This is a genomic window from Actinacidiphila polyblastidii, from assembly GCF_036353415.1.
Classification (GTDB): Bacteria; Actinomycetota; Actinomycetes; order Streptomycetales; family Streptomycetaceae; genus Actinacidiphila; species Actinacidiphila polyblastidii.
Window position 1 is genome coordinate 80,834 of record NZ_JAZEWV010000017.1, and the last position, 26,458, is coordinate 107,291.

At 74.3% G+C, this 26,458-nt stretch carries 22 protein-coding genes and 3 tRNA genes; 15 read left to right on the forward strand and 10 right to left on the reverse strand.

The window, feature by feature from the left end:
* Positions 1–33: 33 nt before the first annotated feature.
* Together nirD and nirB are read right to left on the reverse strand one after the other, a co-directional pair.
* Positions 34–426: a nitrite reductase small subunit NirD gene (gene nirD / locus V2S66_RS20790; protein ID WP_330797402.1), complete on the reverse strand. Its 393-nt coding sequence runs from the start codon at positions 424–426 to the stop codon at positions 34–36.
* Positions 423–3,026, reverse strand: coding sequence for a nitrite reductase large subunit NirB (gene nirB, locus V2S66_RS20795; RefSeq protein WP_330797403.1), 2,604 nt, complete (start codon positions 3,024–3,026; stop codon positions 423–425). Before nirB ends, nirD begins: the two co-directional genes overlap by 4 nt.
* Before the next feature lie 288 nt (positions 3,027–3,314).
* On the opposite strand from nirB, the gene V2S66_RS20800 reads away from it, so the two are divergent.
* From V2S66_RS20800 to V2S66_RS20810, 3 genes are read left to right on the forward strand one after another with little or no spacing between them, the layout of a single operon-like run.
* Positions 3,315–3,995: a cysteine hydrolase family protein gene (locus tag V2S66_RS20800; RefSeq protein ID WP_330797404.1), complete on the forward strand. Its 681-nt coding sequence runs from the start codon at positions 3,315–3,317 to the stop codon at positions 3,993–3,995.
* Positions 3,992–4,909, forward strand: a complete 918-nt coding sequence (locus V2S66_RS20805; protein ID WP_330797405.1) for a GlxA family transcriptional regulator — start codon at positions 3,992–3,994, stop codon at positions 4,907–4,909. Before V2S66_RS20800 ends, V2S66_RS20805 begins: the two co-directional genes overlap by 4 nt.
* Positions 4,910–4,967: 58 nt before the next feature.
* Entirely contained in the window at positions 4,968–5,270 is a 303-nt protein-coding gene (locus V2S66_RS20810; RefSeq protein ID WP_330797406.1) for a hypothetical protein, read from the forward strand.
* Here the strand turns inward: V2S66_RS20810 and V2S66_RS20815 are convergent.
* Together V2S66_RS20815 and V2S66_RS20820 are read right to left on the reverse strand one after the other, a co-directional pair.
* Positions 5,221–5,703, reverse strand: coding sequence for an OsmC family protein (locus tag V2S66_RS20815; RefSeq protein ID WP_330797407.1), 483 nt, complete (start codon positions 5,701–5,703; stop codon positions 5,221–5,223). The genes V2S66_RS20810 and V2S66_RS20815 overlap by 50 nt on opposite strands.
* 670 nt (positions 5,704–6,373) lie before the next feature.
* Positions 6,374–7,078, reverse strand: a complete 705-nt coding sequence (locus V2S66_RS20820; protein WP_330797408.1) for a SanA/YdcF family protein — start codon at positions 7,076–7,078, stop codon at positions 6,374–6,376.
* Between the two features lie 148 nt (positions 7,079–7,226).
* Between V2S66_RS20820 and V2S66_RS20825 the strand changes: the two genes are divergently transcribed.
* From V2S66_RS20825 to V2S66_RS20855, 7 genes are all read left to right on the forward strand, one after another.
* On the forward strand, positions 7,227–7,646 hold the full coding sequence (locus V2S66_RS20825; RefSeq protein ID WP_330797409.1) for a gamma-glutamylcyclotransferase family protein: 420 nt from the start codon (positions 7,227–7,229) through the stop codon (positions 7,644–7,646).
* 144 nt (positions 7,647–7,790) lie between these two features.
* Complete coding sequence (locus tag V2S66_RS20830; RefSeq protein WP_330797410.1) at positions 7,791–8,630, forward strand: sirohydrochlorin chelatase; 840 nt, start codon at positions 7,791–7,793, stop codon at positions 8,628–8,630.
* Positions 8,631–8,691: 61 nt separating this feature from the next.
* Positions 8,692–9,990, forward strand: a complete 1,299-nt coding sequence (locus tag V2S66_RS20835) for a deoxyguanosinetriphosphate triphosphohydrolase (protein WP_330797411.1) — start codon at positions 8,692–8,694, stop codon at positions 9,988–9,990.
* A gap of 162 nt (positions 9,991–10,152) precedes the next feature.
* The gene (locus tag V2S66_RS20840) at positions 10,153–11,415 is read left to right on the forward strand and encodes an NAD(P)/FAD-dependent oxidoreductase (protein WP_330797412.1); all 1,263 of its coding nucleotides are present in this window, start codon (positions 10,153–10,155) and stop codon (positions 11,413–11,415) included.
* A gap of 42 nt (positions 11,416–11,457) precedes the next feature.
* Positions 11,458–11,979 (forward strand): GNAT family N-acetyltransferase, encoded by a 522-nt coding sequence (locus tag V2S66_RS20845; protein WP_330797413.1) that lies wholly within the window; start codon positions 11,458–11,460, stop codon positions 11,977–11,979.
* A 119-nt stretch (positions 11,980–12,098) separates the two neighbouring features.
* Complete coding sequence (gene dnaG / locus V2S66_RS20850) at positions 12,099–14,030, forward strand: DNA primase (RefSeq protein ID WP_330797414.1); 1,932 nt, start codon at positions 12,099–12,101, stop codon at positions 14,028–14,030.
* 222 nt (positions 14,031–14,252) lie between these two features.
* Positions 14,253–15,431 (forward strand): RNA polymerase sigma factor, encoded by a 1,179-nt coding sequence (locus V2S66_RS20855; RefSeq protein ID WP_413966444.1) that lies wholly within the window; start codon positions 14,253–14,255, stop codon positions 15,429–15,431.
* A 7-nt stretch (positions 15,432–15,438) separates the two neighbouring features.
* On the opposite strand, the gene V2S66_RS20860 is transcribed toward V2S66_RS20855, so the two are convergent.
* The 5 genes from V2S66_RS20860 to V2S66_RS20880 form a co-directional block, all read right to left on the reverse strand.
* Positions 15,439–16,368: a DUF3048 domain-containing protein gene (locus V2S66_RS20860; RefSeq protein ID WP_330797416.1), complete on the reverse strand. Its 930-nt coding sequence runs from the start codon at positions 16,366–16,368 to the stop codon at positions 15,439–15,441.
* A gap of 200 nt (positions 16,369–16,568) precedes the next feature.
* Positions 16,569–18,485, reverse strand: a complete 1,917-nt coding sequence (locus V2S66_RS20865) for an ABC transporter ATP-binding protein (RefSeq protein ID WP_330797446.1) — start codon at positions 18,483–18,485, stop codon at positions 16,569–16,571.
* Between the two features lie 50 nt (positions 18,486–18,535).
* Positions 18,536–20,272, reverse strand: coding sequence for an ABC transporter ATP-binding protein (locus V2S66_RS20870; RefSeq protein WP_330797417.1), 1,737 nt, complete (start codon positions 20,270–20,272; stop codon positions 18,536–18,538).
* A gap of 365 nt (positions 20,273–20,637) precedes the next feature.
* Positions 20,638–22,083 carry an FGGY family carbohydrate kinase gene (locus tag V2S66_RS20875; protein WP_330797418.1) on the reverse strand — a complete coding sequence of 482 codons (1,446 nt, stop codon included), beginning with the start codon at positions 22,081–22,083 and terminating at the stop codon, positions 20,638–20,640.
* A 156-nt stretch (positions 22,084–22,239) separates the two neighbouring features.
* Positions 22,240–22,533: a YtxH domain-containing protein gene (locus tag V2S66_RS20880; RefSeq protein WP_330797419.1), complete on the reverse strand. Its 294-nt coding sequence runs from the start codon at positions 22,531–22,533 to the stop codon at positions 22,240–22,242.
* 176 nt (positions 22,534–22,709) lie between these two features.
* Here V2S66_RS20880 and V2S66_RS20885 point away from each other — a divergent pair.
* From V2S66_RS20885 to V2S66_RS20900, 4 genes are all read left to right on the forward strand, one after another.
* Positions 22,710–22,782: transfer RNA gene (locus tag V2S66_RS20885), tRNA-Asn, on the forward strand.
* A 5-nt stretch (positions 22,783–22,787) separates the two neighbouring features.
* Positions 22,788–22,860, forward strand: a tRNA-Asn gene (locus V2S66_RS20890).
* A gap of 155 nt (positions 22,861–23,015) precedes the next feature.
* Positions 23,016–23,089: transfer RNA gene (locus V2S66_RS20895), tRNA-Ile, on the forward strand.
* A 119-nt stretch (positions 23,090–23,208) separates the two neighbouring features.
* Positions 23,209–23,766 carry a hypothetical protein gene (locus V2S66_RS20900; RefSeq protein ID WP_330797420.1) on the forward strand — a complete coding sequence of 186 codons (558 nt, stop codon included), beginning with the start codon at positions 23,209–23,211 and terminating at the stop codon, positions 23,764–23,766.
* Positions 23,767–23,806: 40 nt separating this feature from the next.
* Here V2S66_RS20900 and V2S66_RS20905 read toward each other — a convergent pair whose 3' ends face one another.
* Entirely contained in the window at positions 23,807–24,211 is a 405-nt protein-coding gene (locus tag V2S66_RS20905) for a hypothetical protein (protein ID WP_330797421.1), read from the reverse strand.
* Positions 24,212–24,517: 306 nt separating this feature from the next.
* Here V2S66_RS20905 and V2S66_RS20910 point away from each other — a divergent pair, with 306 nt between their 5' ends.
* A complete protein-coding gene (locus V2S66_RS20910) occupies positions 24,518–26,404 on the forward strand; it encodes a galactose oxidase early set domain-containing protein (RefSeq protein WP_330797422.1) in 1,887 nt (628 codons plus the stop codon).
* Positions 26,405–26,458: the final 54 nt, after the last annotated feature.

The following is a 26,458-nucleotide window of genomic DNA, read 5'->3' on the forward strand; positions in this document are numbered from 1 at the left end:
GCCCCTGCCCGGGGCTCCGGCGGGCTGCCGGCGTCAGACCACCCGGACCGGGTACGCCGGCACGCTCACCGTGTCGTCGTCGAGGCAGCGGCCGTCGGCGAGGTCGAACCGCTGCTTGAGCAGCGGGGAGGCGACGTACGGGCGGCCCGCCGGGCCGCCGAGCAGGCCGTGCGCGAGGACGCCCGCGCCGGTGAACGGGTCGACGTTGCCGATCGCGTGCAGCCGGTCCCCGCTGTCGCGGAAGACCGCCGCCTGCCCGCCGCAGGGCAGCAGCGCGGCGACGCCGCGGCCCGGCTCCAGCGCCGAGGCCGGACACACCTCGAACCAGCCGTCGGCGGTCAGCAGTTGGACGGTCCCCTGGTCCACCGCGCGGGCCACCGCGGCGGGTTGGGCGGGTTGGGCGGGGGATGCCGTGGTGAGGGTCATGCGGTCACCGTTTCCGCCAGGGCGAGCAGTACCGGCTCCGGCTTGATCTGGCCGCGCTCCGCCACGAAGCGGACCGTCGGGTCGGGGGTTTCGGGGGAGTTGACGAAGGACACGAAGCGGCGCAGCCGGTCCGGGTCCGCCACGGTGTCCGCCCACTCGTCGCGGTAGCCGGCCACGTGCCCGGCCATCAGGGCCTCCAGCTCCTCGCAGATGCCCAGCGAGTCGTGCACGACCACGTCGCGTACGTGCTCCAGGCCGCCGGGCAGGCGCTCCAGCCACACGCTGGTGCGCTCCAGCCGGTCGGCGGTGCGGATGTAGAACATCAGGAACCGGTCGATGAGCCGGACGAGTTCGGCGTCCGAGAGGTCCTGCGCGAGCAGGTCGGCGTGGCGCGGGGTGGCACCGCCGTTGCCGCCGACGTAGAGGTTCCAGCCGCTGGCGGTGGCGATCACCCCGAAGTCCTTGGACTGCGCCTCCGCGCACTCGCGGGCGCAGCCCGACACCGCGGACTTCAGCTTGTGCGGCGAGCGCAGCCCGCGGTAGCGCAGCTCCAGGGCGATCGCCATCCGCACGCTGTCCTGCACGCCGTACCGGCACCAGGTCGATCCCACACAGGACTTCACGGTGCGCAGCGACTTGCCGTAGGCATGGCCGGACTCGAAGCCGGCGTCCACCAAGCGGCCCCAGATCAAGGGCAGTTGCTCGACGCGCGCGCCCAGCAGGTCGATCCGCTGGCCACCGGTGATCTTGGTGTAGAGGCCGAAGTCCCTGGCCACCTCGCCGATCACGATCAGCTTCTCCGGGGTGATCTCGCCGCCGGGGATGCGCGGCACCACCGAATAGGAGCCGTTGCGCTGCATGTTGGCCAGGAAGTGGTCGTTGGTGTCCTGCAGCGCGGCCTGCTCGCCGTCCAGGATGTGCGGGCCGGCGCCGACGGCCGGGGCGAGCGAGGCGAGGATCGAGGCGACCGCGGGCTTGCAGATCTCGCAGCCCTCGCCGTCGCGGGCGTCCTCCCGGCCGTGCCGGCGCAGCAGTTCGCGGTAGGAGGTCAGGCGCAGCGCGAGCACCGTCTCGTACAGCTCGGCGCGGGTCTGCGCGAAGCAGCCGCACAGTCCCTTGTCCACCGCGACGCCGTTCGCCTCCAGCTCGGCGTCCACCAGCTGCCCCAGCACCTTCACGCAACTGCCGCAGCCGGTACCGGCCTTGGTGCACCTCTTCACCTCGGCGACGCCCGTGCAGCCGTGGTCGGCCACCGCGCCGCGGATCACGCCCTTGGTCACGTGGTGGCAGCTGCAGATCACCGCCTCGTCGGGCAGCGCCGACGGACCGAGCGCTACCGGGCCGCCGGCGCCGGCCGGCAGCACCAGGTGCGCGGCGGCGATCGGCGGCACCGAGCCGGTCAGCGGCCGCAGCACCCCGTACGACGTGCAGTCGCCGACCAGCACTCCGCCGAGCAGCGTGCCGTCGGCCGCCACCACCAGCTTGCGGTAGACGCCGCCGCGCGCGTCGGAGTAGACCACGTCGAGGGCGCCCTCGGCGGCGCCGTGCGCGTCACCGAAGGACGCCACGTCCACGCCGAGCAGCTTCAGCTGGGTGGACAGGTCCGCGCCGGTGAAGGCCGCGGCGTCGCCCGCGATGGTGCGGGCGGCCGTCTCGGCCATCTCGTAGCCGGGCGCCACCAGCCCGTAGACCCGGCCGTCCGCGGCCAGCGCGCACTCGCCGATCGCGAAGACCGCGGGGTCCGCGGTACGGCACGCCGCGTCGACCACGACGCCGCCGCGCTCGCCGACCGGCAGCCCGCAGTCGCGGGCCAGTTGGTCGCGCGGCCGCACGCCGGCGGAGAACACCACCATGTCGGTGGGCAGCGGGGAACCGTCGGAGAGGATCACGCCGCTGACCCTGCCGTCGGCGCCGGCGACCACCTCCTGGGTGCCGACGCCGGTGTGCACGGAGACCGCGAGGCCCTCGACGATCCGCCGCAGCGCCTCGCCGCCGCCCTCGTCGACCTGCACCGGCATCAGCCGCGGCGCGAACTCCACGACGTGCGTGGACAGTCCGAGCCCCTTCAGCGCGCCGGCCGCCTCCAGGCCGAGCAGCCCGCCGCCGACCACCGTGCCGGACGCGGCGCCGCGGGCGTACGCCTCGATGGCGAGCACGTCCTCGATGGTGCGGTAGACGAAGCAGCCCTCGGCGTCCCGGCCGGGCACCGGCGGCACGAACGGGGAGGAGCCGGTGGCCAGCACCAGCGTGTCGTAGCCGACCGTCAGCCCCGAACGGGCCGTCACCGTACGGCGGTCGCGGTCCACGGCCACCGCGGGGTCGCCGACGCGCAGCTCCACGCCGTGCTCGGCGAGGAAGGCGTGGTCGGTCAGCGACAGGTCCTCCGGGCTCGCGCCCTGGGAGAAGTACGAGGTCAGGTGGACCCGGTCGTACGCCGGCCGCGGCTCCTCGCAGAGCACCACGACCCGGGCGCGCCGGGTCACCCCGCGGTCGGCCAGCGCCTCAAGGAAGCGCTGGCCGACCATGCCGTGGCCGACCAGCACGATCGTGGGGCGGGAGGGGAGGGAGCCGGGGGCGGTGGTGGGCGTGGTCGCGGCCATGCTCGGGACCTCCGTCGGTGCCGGGGGCGGGGGGCGGGTGGTGCGGGTGATGCCGTCGCGGTGGGAGCGCCCTGCGGCGTCCGTGCTCACAGCGTGGGCGGCGGCTGTTTCCCGGCCGCAACCCCGCCATTACCCCAGGGCAACGGTGCGCTCATCGCCGCACGGCGGCGGGTGTGAGCCTGTGCGCTGCGCGCCGCGGCGCGCGGGGTCCGGGCGTGACCGGATCGTTCCGCACCCCGGCACGATCATGCCTACCCCGGGGTGGCGCGGGTGGGCCAGGATCGGAGCATGACCTCACACACCGAGCAGTCGGGCAGCGCCGCGCAGTCGGACGACGCCCCGCAGTCGGACAACGCCCCGCAGTCGGGCAGCACCGCGCAGGACGCGGCCACCGCCCTGATCGTCATCGACGTGCAGGAGTCCTTCCGGCAGCGGGAGAGCTGGCAGGCCGCCTCCGACCCCGAGGTGGCCGTCAAGGTCGCCCGCCTCGTCGAGCACGCCCGCTCCCGCGGGCACCTCGTGGTGTGGGTGCTGCACGCGGAGCCGGGCTCCGGCACCGTCTTCGACCCCGCGCTCGGCCACGTGCGGTACATGGACGGCCTCGCCCCGGCCGACGGCGAGCCGCAGCTCACCAAGACCTCGCACAACGCCTTCACCACGACCAACCTGCAGCAGATCCTCACCGAACGCGGCATCCGCGCGCTGATCACCTGCGGCGTCCGCACCGAGCAGTGCGTGGAGACCACCACGCGGCTGGCCTCCGACCTCGGCTACCAGGTCACCCTCGTGACCGACGCGACCGCCACCGAGCCGATCGCGCACCCCGACGCGCCCGCCGGGCGGCCGCTCGCCGAGGTGCTGGCCGACCCCGGTACCCTCATGCCGGCCGAGATCATCGCCCGCACCCGCTACGCGCTGGCCGGCCGCTTCGCCACCGTCACCACCCTCAAGGAGCTGACCGGATCGTGACCCGGGTGGTCTTCCTGCTGGTGCCGCAGCTGCATCTGCTGGACCTGGCGGGGCCCGCGCAGGTCTTCTCCACCGCGGCCGACCAGAGCCTCGGCTACGAGCTGTCGTACGTGGCCGAGCAGCAGGACGTGCCCACCGCGCAGGGAGTGCCGCTGCGCGCCGAGGCCGAGTGGCCGCGGCTCACCGCCGACGACCTGATCGTCGTACCGGGCTGGCGCTCGGGCGCGCTGCGCGACAACGGCGCGCTGCACGAGGCGACGCTGCGGCGGCTCGCCGCGCACCACGCGGCGGGCGGCACCGTCGCCAGCGTGTGCGCGGGCGCCGACGCGCTCGGCCGCGCCGGGCTGCTGGACGGCCGCCGCTGCACCACCCACCACGACGTGCAGGACGAACTGGCCCGCCGCTACCCGCGGGCCACCGTGGTGCGGGACGTGCTGTACGTCGTCGACGGACGCGTCGTCACCTCCGCGGGCATCGCCAGCGGCATCGACCTGGCGCTGCACCTGGTCGCGGTCCGGCACGGTCCGGGCGCCGCGGCGCGCGCCGCCCGGCAGATGGTCGTGTACGCGCGGCGCAACGGCGACGAGCACCAGGCCAGCGCGATGCTCCGGCACCGCGGGCACCTCAGCGACGCGGTGCACCGCGCCCAGGACCTGATCGACGCCCGCTTCTCCGACCGGCTCGCGCTCGCCGAACTCGCCGCGTCCACCGGGCTCAGCGAGCGCACCCTCACCCGCCGTTTCACCGCGTCCACCGGCCGCACCCCGCTGCGCTACCAGCAGGAACTGCGCGTCGAGCGGGCCGAGCACCTCATCGCCCACGGCACCACGCTGGAGTCCGCGGCCCGCGCGGTCGGCTTCCAGGACGCGAGGATGCTGCGCAGGCTGCGCGCGAGGACCGCGTCCGCGGTGTGAGGCCCGGCCGGATCGGCGGCCGGCCGCCGGGCGGTGCGGTATGGCCGGTTCGGCACCGGTGCCCCGGAGGCCGGGCTGCCAGGTTGGCCGGGCGGGATCCTTCGAGGAGTTCGAGACGCCGGCGCCGGCCGAGGTGCGCAGGCAGCGCAGGCGCGGCCGGCACCAGCCCGACAGCGTGATGCCGGAGTCCGTGCCCGGCGGGGCGCTGCCGCTGTGGCCCGACGAGGAGTTCCTCGACGGCGGCCCGGAGACCACCGTCTCGACGTTCGTCGTCGGCGGCGACGACGAGCACGACGAGGAGGAGCAGCCGCTCAGCTCCCCGCGACCGACACCGTCGCCTCGTGTTCCACCGGGAAGTTGACCGAGTTCGCGATGAAGCACAGCCGGTGCGCGTCGGCGTGCAGCGACTGCGCCCGCTGCGCCATCTCCGGCGAGGCCACCTCGACCGCGGGCCGCAGCAGCGCCCGGGTGAAGTGGCCGCCGCCGTCCGGCGTCTCCTCCATCGTGCCGGTCGCGCGGTCGGTGTAGGCGGTCACCACGACGCCGTTCATCGCGCACACGTGCAGGTAGGAGAGCATGTGGCACTGCGACAGCGCCGCCAGCTGCAACTGCTCGGGGTTCCAGCGGTCCGCGTCCCCGCGGAAGTGCGGGTCGGCGGACCCGGCGATGGCCGGCACGCCGGCCGCCCTCACCTCATGCGTGCGCCGGTACGCCCGGTACGAGTCCGTGCCCGTCCCCTGGTTCCCGGTCCACACGACCTCGGTCCCATACGTGTGCGCTCGCGCTGACCCCATCCACTCACCCTACGTCCCCCCTCCGCGCCCAACGCGCGCCCGCCCGCGGTTCGCCACCGGCCCGATGGGGCTGTTGCTGTCGCCTTCGGGCCACCGGCCGGTGGTGGGTTGCTCGCGCACCGCCCCTGGTGGGGCGCTACGCCCGGCGCGGGCCGGGCGTAGCCCGGGGTTTTTGCGGGGCGCGGGGAACTGCGCGGCCAGCCGCCGCGAGGGCTGGACGTCGTCACCGGCTCGGTGGGGCTGTTGCGGTCGCAGACCGGACCACCGGCCGGTGGTGGGTTGTTCGCGCCGTTCCCCGCGCCCCTGGTGGGGCGCGGCGCCCGGCGCGGGCCGGGCGTAGCCCGGGGTTTTGGGGGGCGCGGCCAGCCGCCGCGAGAGTTGTGCGTCGTCACCGGCCCGGTGGGGCTGTTGCGGTCGCAGACGGGACCACCGGCCGGTGGCGGGTTGCTCGCGCCGTTCCCCGCGCCCCTGGTGGGGCGCAGCGCCCGGCGTGTTCCGGGCGCGGCCAGCCGTGACGAGGGCTGGACGTCGTCACCGGCCCGACGGGGCAATTGCGGTCGCAGACCGGACCACCGGCCGGTGGCGGGTTGCTCGCGCAGTTCCCCGCGCCCCTGGCAGGGCGCGGCGCCCGGCGCCGGCGGGGCGCAGGGAGGGGGGAGGGGCGGCGCGCTCAGCGCAGGGCTCGGGTGACGCCCGGCTCGCGACGCCCGAGAAAGCGGGGGTCGGGGCGGACCGCCACGTCGACGAGGGCCTTGCCGGCCGCGAGGACCTCGCGCGCGCCCCCGGCGTACCAGGTCGCGTCGTGGACCTCGTCCACGCCGACCCCGTACGCGTCGATGCCCGCGGCAGCGCACAGCGCGAGCGCCCGCCGGATGTGGAACCCCTGACTGACGAGCACCGCGCGATCGACGCCGAAGATCCGCTTCGCACGGCTGCAGGAGTCCCACGTGTCGAAGCCGGCGTAGTCCACGACCACCTTGGCCCGCGGCACCCCGTGCCGCGTCAGGTAGCCGCGCATGGCGTCCGGCTCGTCGTAGGAGGCGCGGCTGTTGTCGCCGGAGACCAGCACCACCTTGACCTTGCCCGCACGGTAGAGCCGGACCGCCGCGTCCAGCCGGTGCGCGAGGTACGGCGAGGGCCGCCCGTCGTAGAGCCCCGCGCCGAACACCACGGCCACCGGCTCCGCTGGCACGTCCGCCTCGGTGCGGACCCGCCCGCTGTCGGCCAGCCGCAGCCAGGTGGCGGGCAGCAGCGCCAGCACGCACGCCGCGACCGCCCAGCGCACCATCCGCCGCCGGCCGCGGACGGTCCGCGGCAGGACCCTCCGCGGCAGCCGGATTCCCCGCAACGCCCCTGCTGGCCGCGACAGCCGCATGCCGCCTCCCCCTCCGCCCGGTGGCCCGCCGGTGCGCGCGCCGCCACCGTGATCGACGCGCCGCGCGCCCCGGCGGTTGCCGCCCGCGGGCCCCGGGAACGGGACGGGAAGCAGACGCGACCCCTCCCGCCGCTAGGAAAGGCCCGCCGTGACCGCACCCCGGTTGCCGTTCTTCGTCTACGGCACGCTGCTGCGCGGCCAGCGCAACCACGCCCTGCTGGCGGGCCGCGTCCGCTCCTGGACCGCCGCCGTGCTGCCGGGCGCGCTGCTCTTCGACGGCCCCGGCTACCCGTTCGCGGTGGCCGACCCGGCCGGCCGGGGAAGGGTCCGCGGCGAGCTGGTGGGGATCGCCGAGGAGTCGTACGACCTGGTGCTGGCGGATCTCGACCGGCTGGAGACGTACGTGCCCGGCGCCCCGGGCAACCTCTACGAGCGGGTGCGGCGCGCGGTGACGGGGGAGCGCGGCGCGCAGGAGGCGTGGGTGTACCTGGCGAACGAGCCGCTCGCCGCGCAGCTGCTGGCGCACGGGCGCCGGATCGACGGCGGCGACTGGCCGGCCAGTCGATGAGTGGCGCCGCACCCCGCCGCCCCCCGCCGCCCCCCGCCGCCCCCCGGGCCTCACCGCGGCGCGCCGCCCGGTGTGAAGGCCGCGACACGCGCCTTTACCGTGCGGCACACCGCCGTGCAACGCCGACCGCGCAGGATCGTCGCCATGACACCCCGGACGGCACGCCCGCACGCCGACCACCCGCACGCCGATCGCCCGTCCACCGGCGGCCCGCCCGCCCCCCGCGGGCCGGCGCTGGTCGCCGTCGCGCACGGCAGCCGCGACCCCCGGGCGCTGCGCACCGTGAGCGCCCTGCTGGACCGCGTCCGGCGCTCGCGTCCCGGCCTGGACGTGCAGCTCGGCCATATCGAGCTGAACGAGCCGCTGCTCGGCGACACCCTCGACCGCCTCGCGGCGCAGGGCGGCCGCGAGGCCGTGCTGGTGCCGCTGCTGCTCGGGCGCGGCCACCACGTCAAGGTCGACCTGCCCGCCGCGCTGGCGGCCGAGCCCCGGCTGCGGGCGGTGGTCGCGGCGCCGCTGGGCGCCGATCCGCTGCTGGCCGAGGTGCTGCACGCACGGCTGGCCGAGGCCGGCTGGGCCGAAGGAGCCGGCGGTGAGGCGGTGGTGCTGGCCGCCGCGGGCTCGCGCGACCCGGACTCGGCCGCGGACACCGCGCGGACGGCGGCGCTGCTCTCCGCCCGGCTCGGCGGGGTGCCGGTGGTCCCCGCCTACGCCTCCGCCGCCGCGCCCACGGTGCCGGCCGCCCTCGCCGCGCTGCGCTCCCGCGGGCTGCGCCGGATCGCGGTGGCGTCCTGCTTCACCGCGCCCGGCCGGTTCGCCGCGCAGAGCGCGGCCGCGGCCCCCTGGATCGCGTCCGCCCCGCTGGGCGCGCACCCCGCCATGGCCCGGCTTGTGCTGGCCCGGCACGCCGCCGGCGCGGCGGCGCTCGCCGCCACCGCCCGCCGCCCGCTGCCTGCGCTGGTACGCGCCACCGTCGCCGTCTGACCCGCGCCCGCCGATCCGCGCCGGGCGACTCCTGTGGGCGGGGCCGGTTACCGTCGGGGGCATGGAAGCCACTGACGCCGCCGTACGCACCGGCCTGTACGAGAGCGACGGGCCGTACGGCGAGGCGGACACCGCGCGCTACGTGCCCGAGCCGGACAAGCGCCCCGGGCGTACCGCCTTCCAGCGCGACCGGGCGCGCGTGCTGCACTCGGCCGCGTTGCGCAGGCTCGCCGGCAAGACGCAGGTGGTGGACCCGGGCACGTCCGGCGCGGCCTCCGGCGACACCAGCCCGCGCACCCGCCTGACGCACTCGCTGGAGTGCGCGCAGGTCGGCCGCGAGCTGGGCGCCGCGCTCGGCTGCGACCCCGACCTGGTGGAGACCGCCTGCCTCGCGCACGACCTCGGCCACCCGCCGTTCGGCCACAACGGCGAGCTGGTCCTGGCCGGGTTCGCCGCGGACTGCGGCGGCTTCGAGGGCAACGCGCAGAGCCTGCGGCTGCTCACCAGGATCGAGCCGAAGCGTTTCAGCGCCTCCGAGGTGAGCGTCGGGCTCAACCTCACCCGGGCCGCCCTGGACGCGGCCACCAAGTACCCGTGGCCGCGCGGCGGCCACCCCGTCACACCGGACAGCCCCAAGTTCGGGGCGTACGAGGACGACCTGCCGGTCTTCCGCTGGCTGCGCGAGGGCGCGCCCGAGGGCCGCCGCTGCTTCGAGGCGCAGGTGATGGACTGGTCCGACGACGTGGCGTACTCCGTGCACGACGTCGAGGACGGCCTGCAGGCCGGCCACATCGACGCGCGGGCGCTGCGCGCCCCGGCCGAGCGGGCCGAGGTCTTCGACTGCGCGGCCGCCCGCTACGCCCCGCCGGGCACCACCGGCGACGAGCTGGCCGAGGCGCTCGACCGGCTGCTCGCCCAGCCGTGGTGGCCGCGGCACCACGACGGCTCGGCGCGCGCCCAGGCCGGCCTGAAGGACGCCGCGTCGCAGCTCATCGGCCGTTTCTGCCTGGCCGCGGAGAGCGCCACGCGGGCCCGGTACGGGACCGCGCGGCTCACCCGGTACGCGGCGGAGCTGGTGGTGCCGGTCGAGCAGCGGCTGGAGTGCGCGGTGCTCAAGGCGGTCGCCGACCGCTATGTCATGCAGCGCGCCGCGCAGGCCAGGCGGCGTGCGGAGCAGCGGGTGGTGATCGAGGAGCTGGCGCACACCCTGCTGGCGCGCGCGCCCTTCGGCCTCGACCCGCAGTTCCGGGCGATCTTCGAGGCCGCGGCGGACGACGCGGGCCGCCGCCGGGCCGTGGTCGACCAGATCGCCTCCCTCACCGACGCCGCCGCGACGGCGCTGCACGCCCGCCTGACCTGACCCGCCCGCCGCGCCCGCGGGGGCGCCGGGTGCGGCCGCCACGTGCGGCCGCCGGGTGAACTCCCAGCATGCGGCGTGTGGCGAAATCGGCGCGGCGCTCTTCCGGTGGCGCTTCCGGTGCGGGACGCTCAAGGAACTGAACGACCGCCGAGGAGGCACACTGTGGTGGACGCGCACCAGACCTTCGTGATCGTCGGAGCAGGGCTCGCCGGGGCGAAGGCCGCGGAGACGCTGCGCTCCGAGGGGTTCACCGGCCGGGTGATAGTGATCGGCGACGAGCGCGAGCACCCGTACGAACGCCCGGCGCTCTCCAAGGGCTTCCTCGTCGGCAGCGAGGAGCGCGAGTCCGTCTTCGTGCAGCAGAACGGCTGGTACGCCGAGCACGACATCGAACTCCACCTCGGCCAGCCGGTGGTGCACCTGGACCGGGTCGCCAAGACCGTGCGGCTGGGCGACGGCACCGCGTTGCAGTACGACAAGCTGCTGCTGGCCACCGGCTCCGAGCCGCGCCGGCTCGACATCCCCGGCACCGACCTGGCCGGCGTGCACCACCTGCGCAGGCTCGCCCACTCCGAGCGGCTCAAGCACGTGCTCGCCAGCCTCGGCCGGGAGAACGGCCGGCTGGTGATCTCCGGCGCCGGCTGGATCGGCCTGGAGGTCGCCGCCGCGGCCCGCGGCTACGGCGCCGAGGTGACCGTCGTGGAGCCCGCGCCGACCCCGCTGCACAACGTGCTCGGCCCCGAACTGGGCTCGGTCTTCACCGACCTGCACACCGAGCACGGGGTGCGCTTCCACTTCGGCGCCAGCCTCACCGAGATCACCGGCCAGGACGGCATGGTGCTCGCCGCGCTCACCGACGACGGCGAGGAGCACCCGGCGCACGACGTGCTCGCCGCCATCGGCGCCGCGCCGCGCACCGCGCTCGCCGAGATCGCCGGGCTGACGCTGGCCGGGCGCGAGCAGGGCGGCGGCATCGCGGTGGACGCCTCGCTGCGTACCTCGGACCCCGACATCTTCGCCGCGGGCGACGTCGCCAACGCCGAGAACCCGCTGCTCGGCATCCGGCTGCGGGTCGAGCACTGGGCGAACGCGCTGAACGGCGGCCCCGCCGCGGCCCGCGCGATGCTCGGCCGGCAGGTGACGTACGACCGCGTCCCGTACTTCTTCTCCGACCAGTACGACCTGGGCATGGAGTTCTCCGGGCACGCCGCGCCGGGCAGCTACGACCAGGTGGTGTGCCGCGGGGACGTCGGCAAGCGGCAGTTCATCGCCTTCTGGCTGCACGAGGGCCGGGTGCTCGCCGGGATGAACGTCAACGTGTGGGACGTCACCGAGCAGATCCAGCAGCTGATCCGCTCCAAGCGGCCCCTCGACCCCGAGGCGCTGTCCGATCCGTCGGTGCCGCTAGCCTCGTTCCTGGACTGACCGGGAACCCCCTCCTGGTCCGCTGATCAGGAAGGACACCCGATGCCCGGCCCCGCACGCAGCGCCGTCGTACCCGTCGAGGAGATCTTCGCCCTGCGGTGGGCGGTGCTGCGCACCGGCATGCCGCGGCGCACCGCGGTCTACCCGGAGGACGCGCGCCCCGACGTCTTCCACATAGCCGCGTACGACGAGCACGGCGCCGTCCGCGGCTGCGTGACCTTCTTCCCGGACCCCGCGCCGGCCCTCGGCCGGGGGTACTCCCAGGGTGAGGCCGCGGCCGCGTACCGCTTCCGCGGCATGGGCAGCGCGCCCGAGGTCCGCGGGCAGGGCTTCGGCGCGGCCGCGCTGAAGGCCGGGCTGGCCGAGTGCGCGCGGCGCGGCGCGCGACTCGCCTGGTGCAACGGCCGCACGTCGGCCGCCGGCTTCTACGAGCACCATGGCTTCACCGCCGTGGGCGAGGAGTTCGTGATCGAACCCAGCGGCCCGCACTACGTCTTCGTCACCGAGAAGCTCGTCACCGAGAAGCTCGTCACCGGGGAGCCGGCCGGCGGGGACCCGGTCTGACCGGTCCGGCGGGCCCGGGCCCGCCGCGTGCGGGTCCGCGCCCCCCGGCGTCCCCCGCCCGCGTCCGCGCCGGCCGGACTCCGTCCGGCGCTGTCCGTCCCGCGCCGTAGACTTCCCCCGTGGCCGGGCGGATCAGGGACGAAGACGTGAAGGCGGTTCGCGACGCCGTCCCGATCGACGCCGTGGTCGCCGAGTACCTCCAGCTCAGGAACGCCGGCGGCGGCAACCTCAAGGGCCTCTGCCCCTTCCACGACGAGAAGTCCCCCTCCTTCCAGGTCAGCCCGAGCAAGGGCCTCTACCACTGCTTCGGCTGCGGCGAGGGCGGCGACACCCTCGCCTTCGTGATGAAGCTGGACCACCTGTCCTTCACCGAGGCGGTGGAGCGGCTCGCCGCGCAGGCCGGGATCACGCTGCGGTACGAGGAGGGCAGCCATGTCCCCGGGCGGCAGCAGGGGGAGCGGATCCGGCTGGTCGAGGCGCACCGGGCGGCCGCGGCGTTCTACCAGGAGCAGCTGGGGTCGGCGGAGGCCGAGATCGGGCGGCAGTTCCTGGCCGCCCGGGGGTTCGACCAGGCGGCCGCCGAGCACTTCGGGGTGGGGTACGCGCCGGCCGGCTGGGACCACCTGGTGCGGTTCCTGCGCGGCAAGGGCTTCACCGACAAGGAGCTGATCGTCGCGGGGCTGGCCTCGGAGAGCCGCAGAGGCGGCGCGATCGACCGGTTCCGCGGGCGGCTGATCTGGCCGATCCGGGACATCACCGGCGAGGTGATCGGGTTCGGCGCGCGCAAGCTGCGCGAGGACGACCAGGGCCCGAAGTACCTGAACACGGCGGAGACCCCGCTCTACCACAAGTCCCAGGTGCTGTACGGGATCGACCTGGCCAAGAAGGAGATCGCCAGGACCGGCCGCGCGGTCGTCGTCGAGGGGTACACCGATGTGATGGCCTGCCATCTCGCCGGCGTCACCACGGCGATCGCGACCTGCGGCACGTCCTTCGGCGGCGACCACATCAAGATCCTGCGCCGGCTGCTGATGGACGACGCCACCGCCGAGGTGGTCTTCACCTTCGACGGCGACGAGGCGGGGCAGAAGGCGGCGCTGCGCGCGTTCGAGGACGACCAGAAGTTCGCCGCCGAGACGTCCATCGCGATCACCCCGGGCGGCATGGACCCGTGCGAGCTGCGGCTGGCGGAGGGCGACGCGGCGGTGCAGCGGCTGATCGACGGGCGCAGCCCGCTGTTCGCGTTCGCGCTGCGCTCGATCGTCTCGCGGTACAACCTCGACACCGACGAGGGCCGGGTCGCGGCGGTGGACGCGGCGGTGCCGGTGGTCGCCGCGATCAAGAACCAGGCGCTGCGCGACCGTTACGCGATCCGGCTGGTCGGCATGGCCGGCATCGCCAGCCAGGCCGAGGAGCAGTCGATGATCCGCCGGGTGCGGGCGATGGCCCGGGCCAGGGCCGGCGGCGGCGGCCGCCCCGACCCGGTGCGGCCGCAGCGCGGCGGGTCGTACGGGCCGCCGCAGGGCCAGGGCGGCGCGCAGCAGGCCCCGGCGGGACCGCGGGGTCCGCGGCTGGATCTGCGCAGTCCCGCGCACCGGGTGGAGCGCGAGCTGCTGAAGCTGGCGCTGCAGTATCCGCAGCTGGTCTCGCCGGCCTTCGACGCCTACGGCGAGGACGAGTTCACCGGCCCGCCGTACGCCGAGGTGCGCCGGGTGATCGAGGCGGCGGGCGGGGTGGAGCGCGCCGACGCGGAGTACCTGGTGCGGGTGCGGGAGGCCGCGCCGGACGACACCGTGCGGATGATGGTCACCGAACTGGCCGTGGAGCCGGTGATGCACAAGGTCCCGGAGATCTACGCGGGCGAGGTGCTGGTCCGGGTCCGGATGAACGCCGTGGAGCGCCGGGTCGGCCAGGTGCACGCCGCGCACGCGCGGCTGGCCGCGCAGGGGATGCCCGCGGACGCGCCGGAGATGACCGCGGTGCAGGGCGAGTTGTGGGCGTTGCAGCAGTACGGGCAGCGGTTGCGGGTGCAGGGCGCCGCGGCGCTGTGAGCTGGCGGGTCCGGCCGCGGGGCGGCCGGCGCGCGGCGGCGGAATGCCGTGCAGAAAGGGCTGGCGGCGTCACCGGACGGACGCGCGTGGTGACGTGGTGTGAAAAAAGGGGCGCACGACCCTCGTGGCTGAGGCGTCGGTGGGCCACACTGGGTGACGGCCCAGAGCCCTCTTCGAGCCCTCTGCGAGCCACATGTCGCGCTCACCGCGGAGGTCGCTTCCGTGCAGACGCCAACCCAGAGTCATGTACCGGCAGGGGTCCCGGCCTTCCCGCCCGCCGCGCGGGCGGCGCCGGGGGAGCCGGCCGACCCGGACGGGCGGCTCGTGCCGCCCCGGGTGCCGGAGCAGCGCGGGGACGGACCGCAGAGCGCACCCGGTGTGCGGGAGACGGCGGAGTCAGTGGACGCTTCGGAGCCGCCCGAGGGGCCGGCGGAGCCCGACGCTCTTGACGAGCCGCCGCCCGCCCGCCGGCTGCGCGAGGAGACGGCGGGCCCCTCCGCCGACCTCTTCCGGCAGTACCTGCGCGAGATCGGCCGGATTCCGCTGCTGACCGCCGTGGAGGAGGTCGAACTGGCCCGCCGGGTCGAGGCCGGGCTGTTCGCCGAGGAGAAGCTCGCCGCGTTCCCCGACCTGGACTCGCAGCTCGCGGTCGACCTGGACCGCCTGGTGGTGCGGGGCCGGATGGCCAAGCGCCGGCTGATCGAGGCCAACCTGCGGCTGGTCGTCTCGGTGGCGAAACGATACGTCGGGCGCGGCCTGACCATGCTGGACCTGGTCCAGGAGGGCAACCTCGGGCTGATCCGCGCGGTGGAGAAGTTCGACTACGCGCGCGGCTACAAGTTCTCCACCTACGCGACCTGGTGGATCCGGCAGGCGATGTCCCGGGCGCTGGCCGACCAGGCCAGGACCATCCGGGTGCCGGTGCACGTGGTCGAGCTGATCAACCGGGTGGTGCGGGTGCAGCGCAGCCTGCTGCAGGAGCGCGGCTGCGAGCCGACCACCGAGGAGGTCGCCGCGCATCTGGAGCTGACCGAGGAGCGGGTGTGCGAGGTGCTGCGGCTGGCCCAGGAGCCGGTGTCGCTGCACGCGCCGGTCGGCGAGGAGGACGACGTGTCGCTCGGCGACCTCATCGAGGACGGCGACGCGGCCTCCCCGGTGGAGTCCGCGGCGTTCCTGCTGCTGCGCGAGCACCTCGACGCGGTGCTCTCCACCCTCGGCGAGCGCGAACGCAAGGTCGTGCAGTTGCGCTACGGGCTGGTCGACGGCCGCGCGCGCACCCTGGAGGAGATCGGCCGGATCTTCGGCGTGACCCGCGAGCGGATCCGCCAGATCGAGTCCAAGACCCTCGGCAAGCTCCGCGACCACGCCTTCGCCGACCAGCTGCGCGGCTACCTGGAGTGACGTCGGCTCAGCGCGCGGGCGCCAGGACGATCCAGGTCCTGCCCGGGTGCAGCGGCACGTCGCGGCCGTGCGCGGTGAACGCCGTGCCGTCCGTGGCGCCCGGCCGGTCCCAGCTCAGCGGGTAGGAGCGGCCGTCGCGCAGCAGCGTCGCGGAGCCGTGGCCGACGGTCAGGCTGTACGGCACGAACCCGGTGCGGCTGTGGTACTGCGACTCCTTGACGGTGACGTGCTGGATGATCACGTTGTCCGCGGTCCACGGGGAGCGGGCGCCGTCCATCGAGACCCGGTACTGCGCGCCGTTCCAGGCGAAGGAGAAGCGGGCGGCGGGCATCGAGGCGGCGCCGGTGGTCGCGGGGGCGCCGCCGGCCGGGGGCGCGGCGGCGAACCTTAGGCCGATGTCCTGCGCCCGGCCCGCGCCGTCGGCCAGGCCCCCGGGGTGCAGGTACTCGTTGTGCGGGGCGGGCCGCCCGGAGTCGCGGAAGAAGGCGGCCGTGCCGGTCCTGGCGATCAGCTCCCGGCTCTTCCTCAGCACCGGCAGCAGCTTGCTCTGCGCGCCGGAGAAGGCCAGCGCCGGGTGGTCGTACTGGGCGAGCAGCTGCAGGTCGGTCTCCCGGGCGCTGCGCACCGGGCCGACGACCGGCGGCAGGTGGCCGCTGTCGAAGACGGCCATCAGCCGGGAGAGGCCGCCCTCGACCTCGATGGCGTACACCAGGTCCGCGCTGTTCAGGCCGGTCTGCGGCCGCGCCGCGGCCACGTTGTCGATCTTCACCGCGAGCACCCGGCCGGCGGCGCCGGGTTTTCCGGTGAGCACCGAGTACGCCGAAGTCGGCCCGCCGGTCGGGGTGGTGGAGTGGTCATCGGCGGGGGTGCAGCCCACCGCGAGGCCGAGCAGCAGCGCCCCCGCCGCGCCCGCCCCGACCGACCTCCGACTGCGCATGGCCACCACATCCCTCCGACGAGAGATATTGCCGCCCCGGCCCGGCCCAACCGCGCAGAACCGGTCGGATGCGGCCGGAATCAGCCGGAAGTCGACTCCGGTGGTCGCCGCCCGGACGGACGAGGGGGCACCGGCCGCGTCCGGCCGGTGCCCCGGGGGCCCTGCGAACCCCCGCGCCGGTGCGGGCGCCGGGGCCGGCGTCAGTCGACCTCGGCGACCGCCTGCGCGAACTGCGCGGCGTACAGCCGGGCGTAGGCGCCCTGGGCGGCCAGCAGCTCGCTGTGCGTGCCCTGCTCGACGATCGAGCCCGACTCCATCACCAGGATCACGTCGGCGTCCCTGATGGTGGACAGCCGGTGCGCGATGACGAAGCTGGTGCGGCCGTGGCTGAGCTGGGCCATGGCGCGCTGGATCAGCACCTCGGTGCGGGTGTCCACCGAGCTGGTCGCCTCGTCGAGCACCAGGATCACCGGGTCGGACAGGAACGCCCTGGCGATGGTGATCAGCTGCTTCTCGCCCGCGCTGACGCCGCTGCCCTCGTCGTCGATGACGGTGTCGTAGCCGTCGGGCAGGGTGCGGATGAACCGGTCCGCGTGCGCGGCCCTGGCCGCCGCCTCGATGTCCTCGCGGGTGGCGTCCTCGGTGCCGTAGCCGATGTTGTCCGCGATGGTGCCGCCGAACAGCCAGGTGTCCTGGAGCACCATGCCGATCGCCGAGCGCAGCTCCTCGCGGGACATCGACGCGACGTCCACGCCGTCCAGGGTGATCCGGCCGCCGCCGACCTCGTAGAACCGCATCAGCAGGTTCACCAGCGTGGTCTTGCCGGCGCCGGTCGGGCCGACGATGGCGACGGTGCTGCCCGGCTCGACGCTCAGCGACAGGCCGTCAATGAGCGGCTTCTCCGGGTCGTAGCGGAAGCTGACGTCCTCCAGCGCGACCTTGCCGGTGAGTTTCACCGGGCGGGCCGGCGCGGCCGGCTCGCCGGACTGCTCGGCGGCGTCGAGGAGTTCGAAGACCCGCTCGGCCGAGGCGACGCCTGACTGGATCAGGTTGGACATGCTGGCGACCTGCGTCAGCGGCTGGCTGAACTGCCGCGAGTACTGCACGAACGCCTGCACGTCGCCGATGGACAGCGAGCCGGAGGCGACCCGCAGGCCGCCGACGACCGCGACCAGCACGTAGTTGAGGTTGCCGATGAACATCATCAGCGGCTGGATGGTGCCGGAGATGAACTGGGCCCGGAAACCGGACCTGAACAGCGCCTCGTTCTCCTCCTGGAAGGTCTGCGCGGACTCCTGCGCCCGGCCGAAGACCTTCACCAGCGAGTGCCCGGTGTACATCTCCTCGATGTGCGCGTTGAGCGAGCCGGTGGTCTTCCACTGCTGCACGAACTGCGGCTGCGCGCGCTTGCCGACCTTCGTCGCCACCAGCATGGTCACCGGCACGGTGACCAGCGCCACCAGCGCCAGCAGCCAGGAGATCCAGAACATCATGGCGAGCACGCCGACGATGGTCAGCACCGAGTTCACCAGCTGGCCCATGGTCTGCTGCATGGTCTGGCCGATGTTGTCGATGTCGTTGGTCGCGCGGCTGAGCACCTCGCCGCGCGGCTGCTGGTCGAAGTACGACAGCGGCAGCCGGGACAGCTTCGCCTCGACCTGCTCGCGCAGCCGGTACACCGAGCGGTTGATGACCTTGGTGGCGGTGCGCATCTGCAGCACGCTCAGCAGCGCGGCGACCACGTAGACGCCGAGCGCCAGCAGCAGCACGTTGCGGATCGCGCCGAAGTCCATGCCCTGACCGGGGGTGAAGTCGATGCCCGAGAGCATGTCGGCGACGCCGCCCTTGCCGTGCGCGCGCAGGTAGTCCAGCGCCTGGCCCTTGGACGTGCCGTGGATCTGCCGGCCGATCACCCCGGCGAAGATCAGGTCGGTGGCGTGGCCGAGGATGCGCGGTCCCGTCACCGCCAGCGCCACGCTCGCGGTGCCGAGCGCGAGCACCGTGGAGAGCCAGAAGCGGTCGGGGCGCATCAGTCCGACGAGCCGCTTCAGCGAGCCCTTGAAGTCCATCGACCGCTCGATCGGACCGCCGCTCATGAACCGCGCGGGTCCGCCCATCGGCGCGGGGCCGCGCCGGACGGGGGCTTTCTTGAACGCGTCGTCGCTGCTCACGCGGCGGCCTCCTGCTCGGTCAGCTGCGAGAGCACGATCTCCCGGTAGGTCTCGTTGTCCTGCATGAGTGCGGCGTGCGTGCCGGTGCCGACCACCCGGCCCTCGTCCAGCACGATGATCCGGTCGGCGTCGCGGATGGTGGACACCCGCTGGGCGACGATCACCACGGTCGCCTGCGAGGTCTCCAGCGCCAGCGCGCGGCGCAGCGCGGCGTCGGTGGCGTAGTCCAGCGCCGAGAAGGAGTCGTCGAACAGGTAGATCTCGGGGCGCCGCACCAGCGCCCTGGCGATCGCCAGCCGCTGGCGCTGCCCGCCGGAGACGTTGGAGCCGCCCTGCGCTATCGGGGCGTCGAGCCCGCCGTCGAGCGCGGACACGAACTCCTTGGCCTGGGCGACCTCCAGCGCGTGCCACAGCTCCTCGTCGGTGGCGTCCGGATTGCCGTAGCGCAGGTTGGAGGCGACCGTGCCGGAGAAGAGGTACGGCTTCTGCGGGACCAGGCCGACGGTCTGCGCCAGCAGCGCGGGGTCGAGCTTGGCCACGTCCTCGCCGTCCACCAGCACCTGGCCGCCGGTGGCGTCGTACAGCCGCGGGATCAGGCCGAGCAGGGTGGACTTGCCGCTGCCGGTGGAGCCGATCACCGCGGTGGTCTCGCCGGGGTGCGCCACCATGTCCACGCCGCGCAGCACCGCGGCCTCGGCGCCCGGGTAGGCGAAGTCCACGTCGAACAGCTCCAGTTCGCCGTGCCGCGGCAGCACGGTGACGGGCGCGGACGGCGGGACGACGCTGGACTCGGTGCCCAGCACCTCCTGGATGCGCTCGGCGGACACCTCGGCGCGCGGCACCATCATGAACATGAAGGTGGCCATCATCACCGACATCAGGATCTGCATCAGATAGCTGAGGAAGGCGGTCAGCGCGCCGACCTGCATCCCGCCGCTGTCGATGCGGTGCGCGCCGAACCACAGCACGGCCACGCTGGAGGCGTTCACGATGCCCATCACGACCGGGAACATCAGCGCCATCAGCCGGCCGGTGGCCAGCGACACCGCGGTGACCTCGTCGTTGGCGACGCCGAACCGCTTCTGCTCGTAGTCGTCCTTGACGAACGCGCGGATCACCCGGATGCCGGTGATCTGCTCGCGCAGCACCCGGTTCACCGTGTCGATCCGCTTCTGCATGGTGCGGAAGAGCGGCCGCATCCGGCGCACGATCAGGCTCACCGAGACGCCGAGCACCGGAACCACGGCCAGCAGCAGCGAGGACAGCGGCACGTCCTGGCCGAGCGCCATGATGATGCCGCCGACGCACATGATCGGCGCCGAGACCATCATCGTGAAGGTCATCAGCACCAGCATCTGCACCTGCTGGACGTCGTTGGTGGTGCGGGTGATCAGCGAGGGGGCGCCGAACTGGCCGACCTCGCGGGCGGAGAAGCTCTGCACCCGGTCGAAGACCGACGCGCGGAGGTCGCGGCCGACGGACATCGCGGTGTGCGCGCCGAAGTAGACCGCGCCGACGGCGCAGCACACCTGGACGACGGTCACCGCGATCATCGCGCCGCCGAGGCCCATGATGTAGCCGGTGTCGCCCTTGACCACACCGTTGTCGATGATGTCGGCGTTGAGGGTGGGCAGGAACAGTGCGGCGATGGTCTGCACGAGTTGCAGCAGCACCAGCAGGCCGATGGGTCGCTTGTACGGTCGCAGATGGGACCGCAGGAGTCGGATCAGCACACTGAGTTCCTCGGGTCTGCTCTGTCTGCTCTGGCGGGAAAGCTGGGTGTGGCGTGGACGCCTCGCCGGGAAGGGACGCGGGGGTCCCCTGCGGGGTTGAGCCGGGTGGCCCGGCCGTGTGCCGGGGCCTGCGCCGGTCTTCGAGGACCGGCGGAAAACCTTATCCCCCGGCGCGGGTGGGGCGCAGGTGAAATTCAGCCGCAGGCGTGAGCGTTCGCGACCGCTCGACGATATATCGGAATGGGTGGTGTTGGCCAGCGTCTCGCACCGCCGGATGGCGCGGGCGGCCAGATGGCGCGGCGGCGCGGTGGCGTGCTCGCGCGATGGCCCGGTGACGTGAGGGGCCGGCGCGGCGCCGGGGTCCGTCAGAGGGCGTCGAACGCTCCCGGGTGGACGCTGTCGCGCACCGCGCGGAACTGCTGGCGGACCGCGGAGCCCACCGCCGCCTCGTCACCCGGGTCCAGCAGCCGGGCCGCGGGCTGCGGCCAGTGCGGCGGCTCGTGCTGCGCCTGCTGGCCCAGCACCGCGCCCAGCGACCACGCCGCCTGCCGCGCCGCGCCCAGCGCCGCGTACTCCGCCGCCGGCGGCACCACCACCAGCGTGCCGAACAGGGCCGGCGCGATCGCCTGCACCGCGGGCAGCTCGGCCGCCGCGCCCAGCAGGAACACCCGGTGCACGTCCACGCCCTTGGTGCGCAGCACGTCCAGCGCGTCGGTCAGCGCGCACAGCATGCCCTCGAAGGCCGCCCGCGCCAGGTGCTCCGGCTTCATCGACTCGCGCCGCAGGCCGGTCAGCGTGCCGGCGGTGTGCGGCAGGTCCGGCGTCCGCTCGCCCTCCAGGTACGGCAGCAGCACCAGCCCGTACGCCCCGGGCGTGGACCGCAGCGCCAGCTCCGAGAGCCCGGCGAGATCGGTGCCGAGCAGGTCGGCGGTGCCGCGCAGGGTGCGCACCGCGTTGCGCACCTGGACCAGCGGCAGATGGCGGCCGGTCGCGTCGGCGTACCCGGTGACCGTGCCGGTGAGGTCCTTCACCGCCTCGTGGTGCACCGCGAAGACGGTGCCGCCGGCGCCCAGCGAGACCACCGCGTCGCCCTGGCCCAGGCCCAGCCCGAGCGCGGCGGCCATGGTGTCGCCGGTGCCCGCGGAGATCAGCAGCCCCTCCGGGGTCTGGCCGGCCGGCTCGGCAGCGGCCAGCACCTCCGGCAGCTGCACCTGGTGACCGAGCGCCAGGTCCACCAGGTCGGTGCGGTACTCGCCGGTCGCCGCCGACCAGTAGCCGGTGCCCGAGGCGTCGCCGCGGTCGGTGGTGCGACGGGCCGGGCGGCCCAGCAGCTGCCAGACCAGCCAGTCGTGCGGCAGCATCACCTGCGCCACGCGCTTGACCGTGGCCGGTTCGTGCCGGGCCAGCCAGCGCAGTTTCGCCACCGGGTGCGACGCGGTCGGCAGCGTGCCGACCGCCTCGGCCCATGCGGAGTCGCCGCCCAGCTCGTCGATCAGGTCGGCGGCCTGCACCTGTGCGCGCTTGTCGCCGCGCAGCAGCGCCGGCCGTACGGTCACACCGCCGGCGTCCAGCGCCAGCAGCCCCTGCTGCTGGCCGGAGACGCCGATCGCCTGGACGCCTTCGAGCACCCCGCCGCCGGCCGCCTCGCCCAGCGACAGCAGCCACGCCTGCGGATCGATCTCGGTCGGCTTCTCCCCGTCGCCCAGCGGATGCGGGGCGTGCCCCTGCCTGAGCACCGCGCCGGTGTCGCTGTCGCACACGACGATGGTGGTGCCTGCGGTCGAGCTGTCTATGCCGGCGACTTTCCCCATGTCCGAGATGATGCCCCACCGGGACGGCCGCGCGCCTCACAGAACGATCTCGGTGTCAGGTCCGCCGGACGACACCGGAAGACACCGGATGGCACCGCAATCCGTCGGGGCTTCGCGGAGGGGCGGCGGCGCGGGGCCGAGCCGCCGCCCCGCCGGTCAGGTGTTGCTGGTGCCCCAGTCGTCCTCGGGCGCGCTGCCGTTGCGCAGCGAGCGCACCTTGTGCGCGAGGCTGTCGGGCATCCGGTCGCCCACCTTCGCCGAGACCTTGTCCGCGGTCTTGGAGGCGGCGCTGCGCCCCTGGTGGACGGCGGTCTCCGCGGTGTTGCGCACGGCCGGGTTCTGCGCGAGCTTCTGCGCGGCCTGCCGCAGCTGCTCGTACCGCTCCCGTCCGGCGCGGGCGCCGAGCACGTATCCGATCAGGGCCCCTGTGATGAACGTCAGCCGGTGCATGGCTCCACCCTTCTTCGCGGTGTCGGGCTGTTGCGCGCCTACCCTGCGCGGCCGGAGGGCAACCCCGGCACTACTGGTTGGCGGAGCACCCCCTCACTTGCGCTAATGTATGTGTCGCACCGAGAGCGCGCCCTCCGGGAGGATTCCGGCGGGTGCATTCGGTGCACACAGAGCGATCCCCTGTAGCTCAATTGGCAGAGCAGCCGGCTGTTAACCGGCAGGTTACTGGTTCGAGTCCAGTCGGGGGAGCTCGGTCCTCCGTAGCTCAATTGGCAGAGCAGCCGGCTGTTAACCGGCAGGTTACTGGTTCGAGTCCAGTCGGGGGAGCGCAGGATCAGGACCCCTCCGGGGTCCTTTTTCATGCACGCGGAACGGCCCGCCGCAGGGCGGGAGTCCACCCGGTGACGTCTCTGTGACCCGCGAGGGCGACAGATCGTATGAGCGGCTATGCTGCGGCAGACGGCGCGCACGACGCGCCGTACGGGGCGGTAGCTCAGCCGGTTAGAGCAGCGGACTCATAATCCGTCGGTCGTGGGTTCGAGTCCCACCCGCCCCACCCCGAGCGTCGACTCCGGGCCTGCCCCGCGCCCACTCCCCGGCCAGTGCCACGCCCGCGCGTGATCCGGGGCCGTCATCGCCTGGCGGGCCGCGCGGCGGCGGCCTAGCCTCGAACGCATGAGCGCGCTGACACGGGACGCCGAGGTGATCCACGGGCGGCTGCCGCGTGAGCCGCTGCCCGCGGTGACCTGGTACCCGGGGCGCGAGGAGCGGGCGCTGACGGTGCGGCTGGGCGGGGTGGAGCAGCCCGCGCTCGCCGTCGAGCGGTACGTGTACCCGGACCGGGTCGCGTACCGGATACGCGCCGCGACCCGGGATTCCGACCGGCACACCATCCGCGTCTGGTGGGACGACGCGGCGATGCGCTGGGGCTGGCTGCCGGCCGGGGTCGACGCGCGGGAGGCGCACCCGTGGGAGGGCGGCGGCGAGGTGCGGCGGCGGCGCTGGGCCGACGGCGAGAGCCTGCCCGAGCTGTGGGTGCACGCCGAAGGCGCCTGGCGGGAGGCGGTGCTGCGCGAGCGCGAGGACCGGCCCGACGGCACGGTGGTCTACGAGGTCGGGCTGCACGGCCCCGGCGCTCTCTCGCCGGACGACCGGCACAGCCGGAGGATCTTCTACGATCCGCGCTCGGTGCAGCGGCGGCACCCGGGGGGCGAGCGGGACGGCCGGGTCTGACCGGCCGGCCGCGCGTCGGGAGCCGGCCGCGAGCGGGCGCTCAGCCCGAGGGGGTGTTCTCGCCCTGCGTGCAGACCACGTAGACGGTGAGGTCGGCGGCCTGGAGCCGCTGGTGGCCCTGGCCGACGGTGGCGTTCTTGCGGACGCTGACGACCCAGCCGGTGGAGTCGGCGTTCGGGTGGTTCTCCAGGACGTCGGTGGGAGTGGCGTCCAACTGGCCGCCATGGGGGGCTGATACGGCGAAGCCGCCGCCCATCGCGTTCTCCTCGGGCGGGCACAGCAGCGTCCGCGGGGCGCCGTCGGCGCCCCCGGCGATCACGCCGCCCGGCACCGCCTGCGGCTGGACGGTGTTCTGCGGAGCGGCTGTCGCGCTGCCCCCGGCCAGGAACGCGAGCACGGCCACGCCGGCCGCGACGGCCATGTGGTTGCGGGTCCTGCTGATCACTGGGCGATCTCCTTCCGATACCGGTCACATCAGAGCCCGGTCATTGCAGCATGACGGGTATCGGTGACTCCCGGTGACACGCAGAATGTTCCGAATGCTTCCGATGTCCGGGATTCGCAGGTGTGTCCGCACTCGAAACCATAACGATCGTGATGGAGTGCTCACCGTACGTGTCCATGCGCGTCCCGTCCACGACGTCCGCCGGCGGCTCTCCGGCCGGGCGCCCGGCCGGACCGCGGGACCGGGCGAACCCCAGAACCGAGAAGACCTCCCCAGGTCCGAAGACGTCCGAAGACGAGGAGTCCCATGTCACGCAGGAGACCGACGGGAAAGCTGGCGGCCTGCGCCGCCGTGCTCGCCCTGGCCACCTCCGCCGTCCTCACCGCGCCGCTGGTCTCCGCCACCGCGTCCCCCGCCGCGCCCGGTGCGGAGCAGTCCGGCGGCCACGGGCTGCGCATCACCGAGGCCCAGCTGCGGTCCGAGACGCGGCCGGACGAGGTCCGGGCCTTCGGGCCGGCCGCCGCGCAGTCCATGGCCAGGGACCGGATCGGCCTGCGGGCGGTCCAGACCGACTACCCGCAGACCACCCGCACCGCGCGGCTCAAGGCGCTGACGGAGTCCCAGGCGACGGCCAACGCCGGTTTCGACCCGGCTGAGTTCGGCCGGTTCACCGACTACTTCTCCAGCCCGGACTTCGCCGCGCACATCGCGCTGCTGCCCACCGGCAAGGTGCTGCTGTTCTCCTTCGAGAGCGTCGAGGAGAACCCGCAGAAGGAGCCCGCGCCCACCGACGTCATCGGCCGGCAGAACGCCGGCCGCGCGTATCTGTGGGACCCGGCGGCAGGCACCGGACTCGACGCGTTCAAGGCGGTCCCGCCGCCGGTCGTCGACATGCCCGACGGGACGAACGAGCCGCGACCCGCGCCGTTCTTCTGCGCCGGCCACTCCTACCTGCCCAACGGCATGGTCGGGGTGTTCGGCGGCAACCTCGGGGGCAACGGCGGCACCGGCGCCAAGCTCGCGCTGATCTTCGACCCCTGGACCGAGACCTGGCACCGGCAGCAGGACATGTCGGTCGGCCGGTGGTACCCGACCGTGGTCACCGGCGCCGACGGCCGCCAGGTGATCATGTCCGGCCAGTCCGAGCTGGGCTGGGGCACCCCCACCCCGGTGGTCGAGCGCTTCCCGGCCGCCGGCACGCCCGTCTCGTACGACCCGCGGCGGGCGCCCGACGGCGTCGCGGTCGACCGGTGGAAGACGGACGCCCCGTACCGGATGGACTACCCGCACCTGTTCTCGCTCAACGACGGGAAGATCTACGGCTTCGGGCGCGACGCCGACCAGCAGTGGGTCTTCGACCCGGCCGACGAGTCCCGCAAGCAGCTGCCCGACCGGCCCGACGGGGGCCTGCGCAACTACGGCTCGGCGGTGGAGCTGCCGAACGGCACGGCCGGTCCCGACTCCGTGCTGGTGCTCGGCGGCAACCGCAACGACCGCAACACGTACCTGTTCTCCGGCGGCAAGTGGACGACCAGCACGCCGCGCGCCTTCGGCCGCACCCAGGACGACACGCTCATCCTGCCGAACGGGAACCTCTTCACCGTCAACGGCTCCTACGACATCCGGGACTACGGCAACGGCCCGTACAACCCCAACGCCGACCTGAAGTACCGGCAGACCGAACTGCGCGACGCCGACGGGCACTGGAGGCTCGGCCCGGTCCAGCGGCTGCCGCGCGGCTACCACTCCAACGCCGTCATCCTCCCCGACGGCCGGATCATGGTCACCGGCGACGAGCTGCAGCAGATCGCCAACAACCCGGACATCAAGTCCGGCCTGAACGGCACGATCGAGATCTACGAGCCCCCGTACCTGCACCAGGGCCCGCGTCCGGTGCTCACCCGGGTGCCCGCGGGACCGGTCGGCTACGACGCCGGCATCACGGTCAGGACCAGCACGCCGTCGCAGGTCAGCCGCGCGGTGCTGGTCGCGCCGATCACCTCCACGCACGCGGTGGACACCAGCCAGCGCCACCTCGACCTGCGGATCACCGGCCGCTCGGGCGGCAACCTGGTGCTGAGGACACCGCCGTCGGCGAACGCCGCCCCGCCCGGCTTCTACATGCTCTTCCTGCTCGACGCCAAGGGCGTGCCCAGCGTCGCCAAGTGGGTGCAGCTGGCCCCGGGCGCCTGACCCGCGCCACCACGCCCACGCCCCGGGCGGCCGGGTCCGCCCCCGCCGCCCGGG

Bases quoted from the DNA above. Each gene is read 5' to 3' on its own strand.
- V2S66_RS20800 (WP_330797404.1), top strand. From the start codon at position 3,315: ATGACCTCACACACCGAGCAGTCGGGCAGCGCCGCGCAGTCGGACGAC.
- V2S66_RS20860 (WP_330797416.1), bottom strand. From the start codon at position 16,368: ATGCGCAGTCGGAGGTCGGTCGGGGCGGGCGCGGCGGGGGCGCTGCTG.
- V2S66_RS20835 (WP_330797411.1), top strand. From the start codon at position 8,692: ATGGAAGCCACTGACGCCGCCGTACGCACCGGCCTGTACGAGAGCGAC.
- V2S66_RS20815 (WP_330797407.1), bottom strand. From the start codon at position 5,703: ATGGGGTCAGCGCGAGCGCACACGTATGGGACCGAGGTCGTGTGGACC.
- V2S66_RS20910 (WP_330797422.1), top strand. From the start codon at position 24,518: ATGTCACGCAGGAGACCGACGGGAAAGCTGGCGGCCTGCGCCGCCGTG.
- V2S66_RS20820 (WP_330797408.1), bottom strand. From the start codon at position 7,078: ATGCGGCTGTCGCGGCCAGCAGGGGCGTTGCGGGGAATCCGGCTGCCG.
- nirD (WP_330797402.1), bottom strand. From the start codon at position 426: ATGACCCTCACCACGGCATCCCCCGCCCAACCCGCCCAACCCGCCGCG.
- V2S66_RS20830 (WP_330797410.1), top strand. From the start codon at position 7,791: ATGACACCCCGGACGGCACGCCCGCACGCCGACCACCCGCACGCCGAT.
- V2S66_RS20900 (WP_330797420.1), top strand. From the start codon at position 23,209: ATGAGCGCGCTGACACGGGACGCCGAGGTGATCCACGGGCGGCTGCCG.
- V2S66_RS20865 (WP_330797446.1), bottom strand. From the start codon at position 18,485: ATGGGCGGACCCGCGCGGTTCATGAGCGGCGGTCCGATCGAGCGGTCG.
- V2S66_RS20845 (WP_330797413.1), top strand. From the start codon at position 11,458: ATGCCCGGCCCCGCACGCAGCGCCGTCGTACCCGTCGAGGAGATCTTC.
- V2S66_RS20880 (WP_330797419.1), bottom strand. From the start codon at position 22,533: ATGCACCGGCTGACGTTCATCACAGGGGCCCTGATCGGATACGTGCTC.
- V2S66_RS20875 (WP_330797418.1), bottom strand. From the start codon at position 22,083: ATGGGGAAAGTCGCCGGCATAGACAGCTCGACCGCAGGCACCACCATC.
- nirB (WP_330797403.1), bottom strand. From the start codon at position 3,026: ATGGCCGCGACCACGCCCACCACCGCCCCCGGCTCCCTCCCCTCCCGC.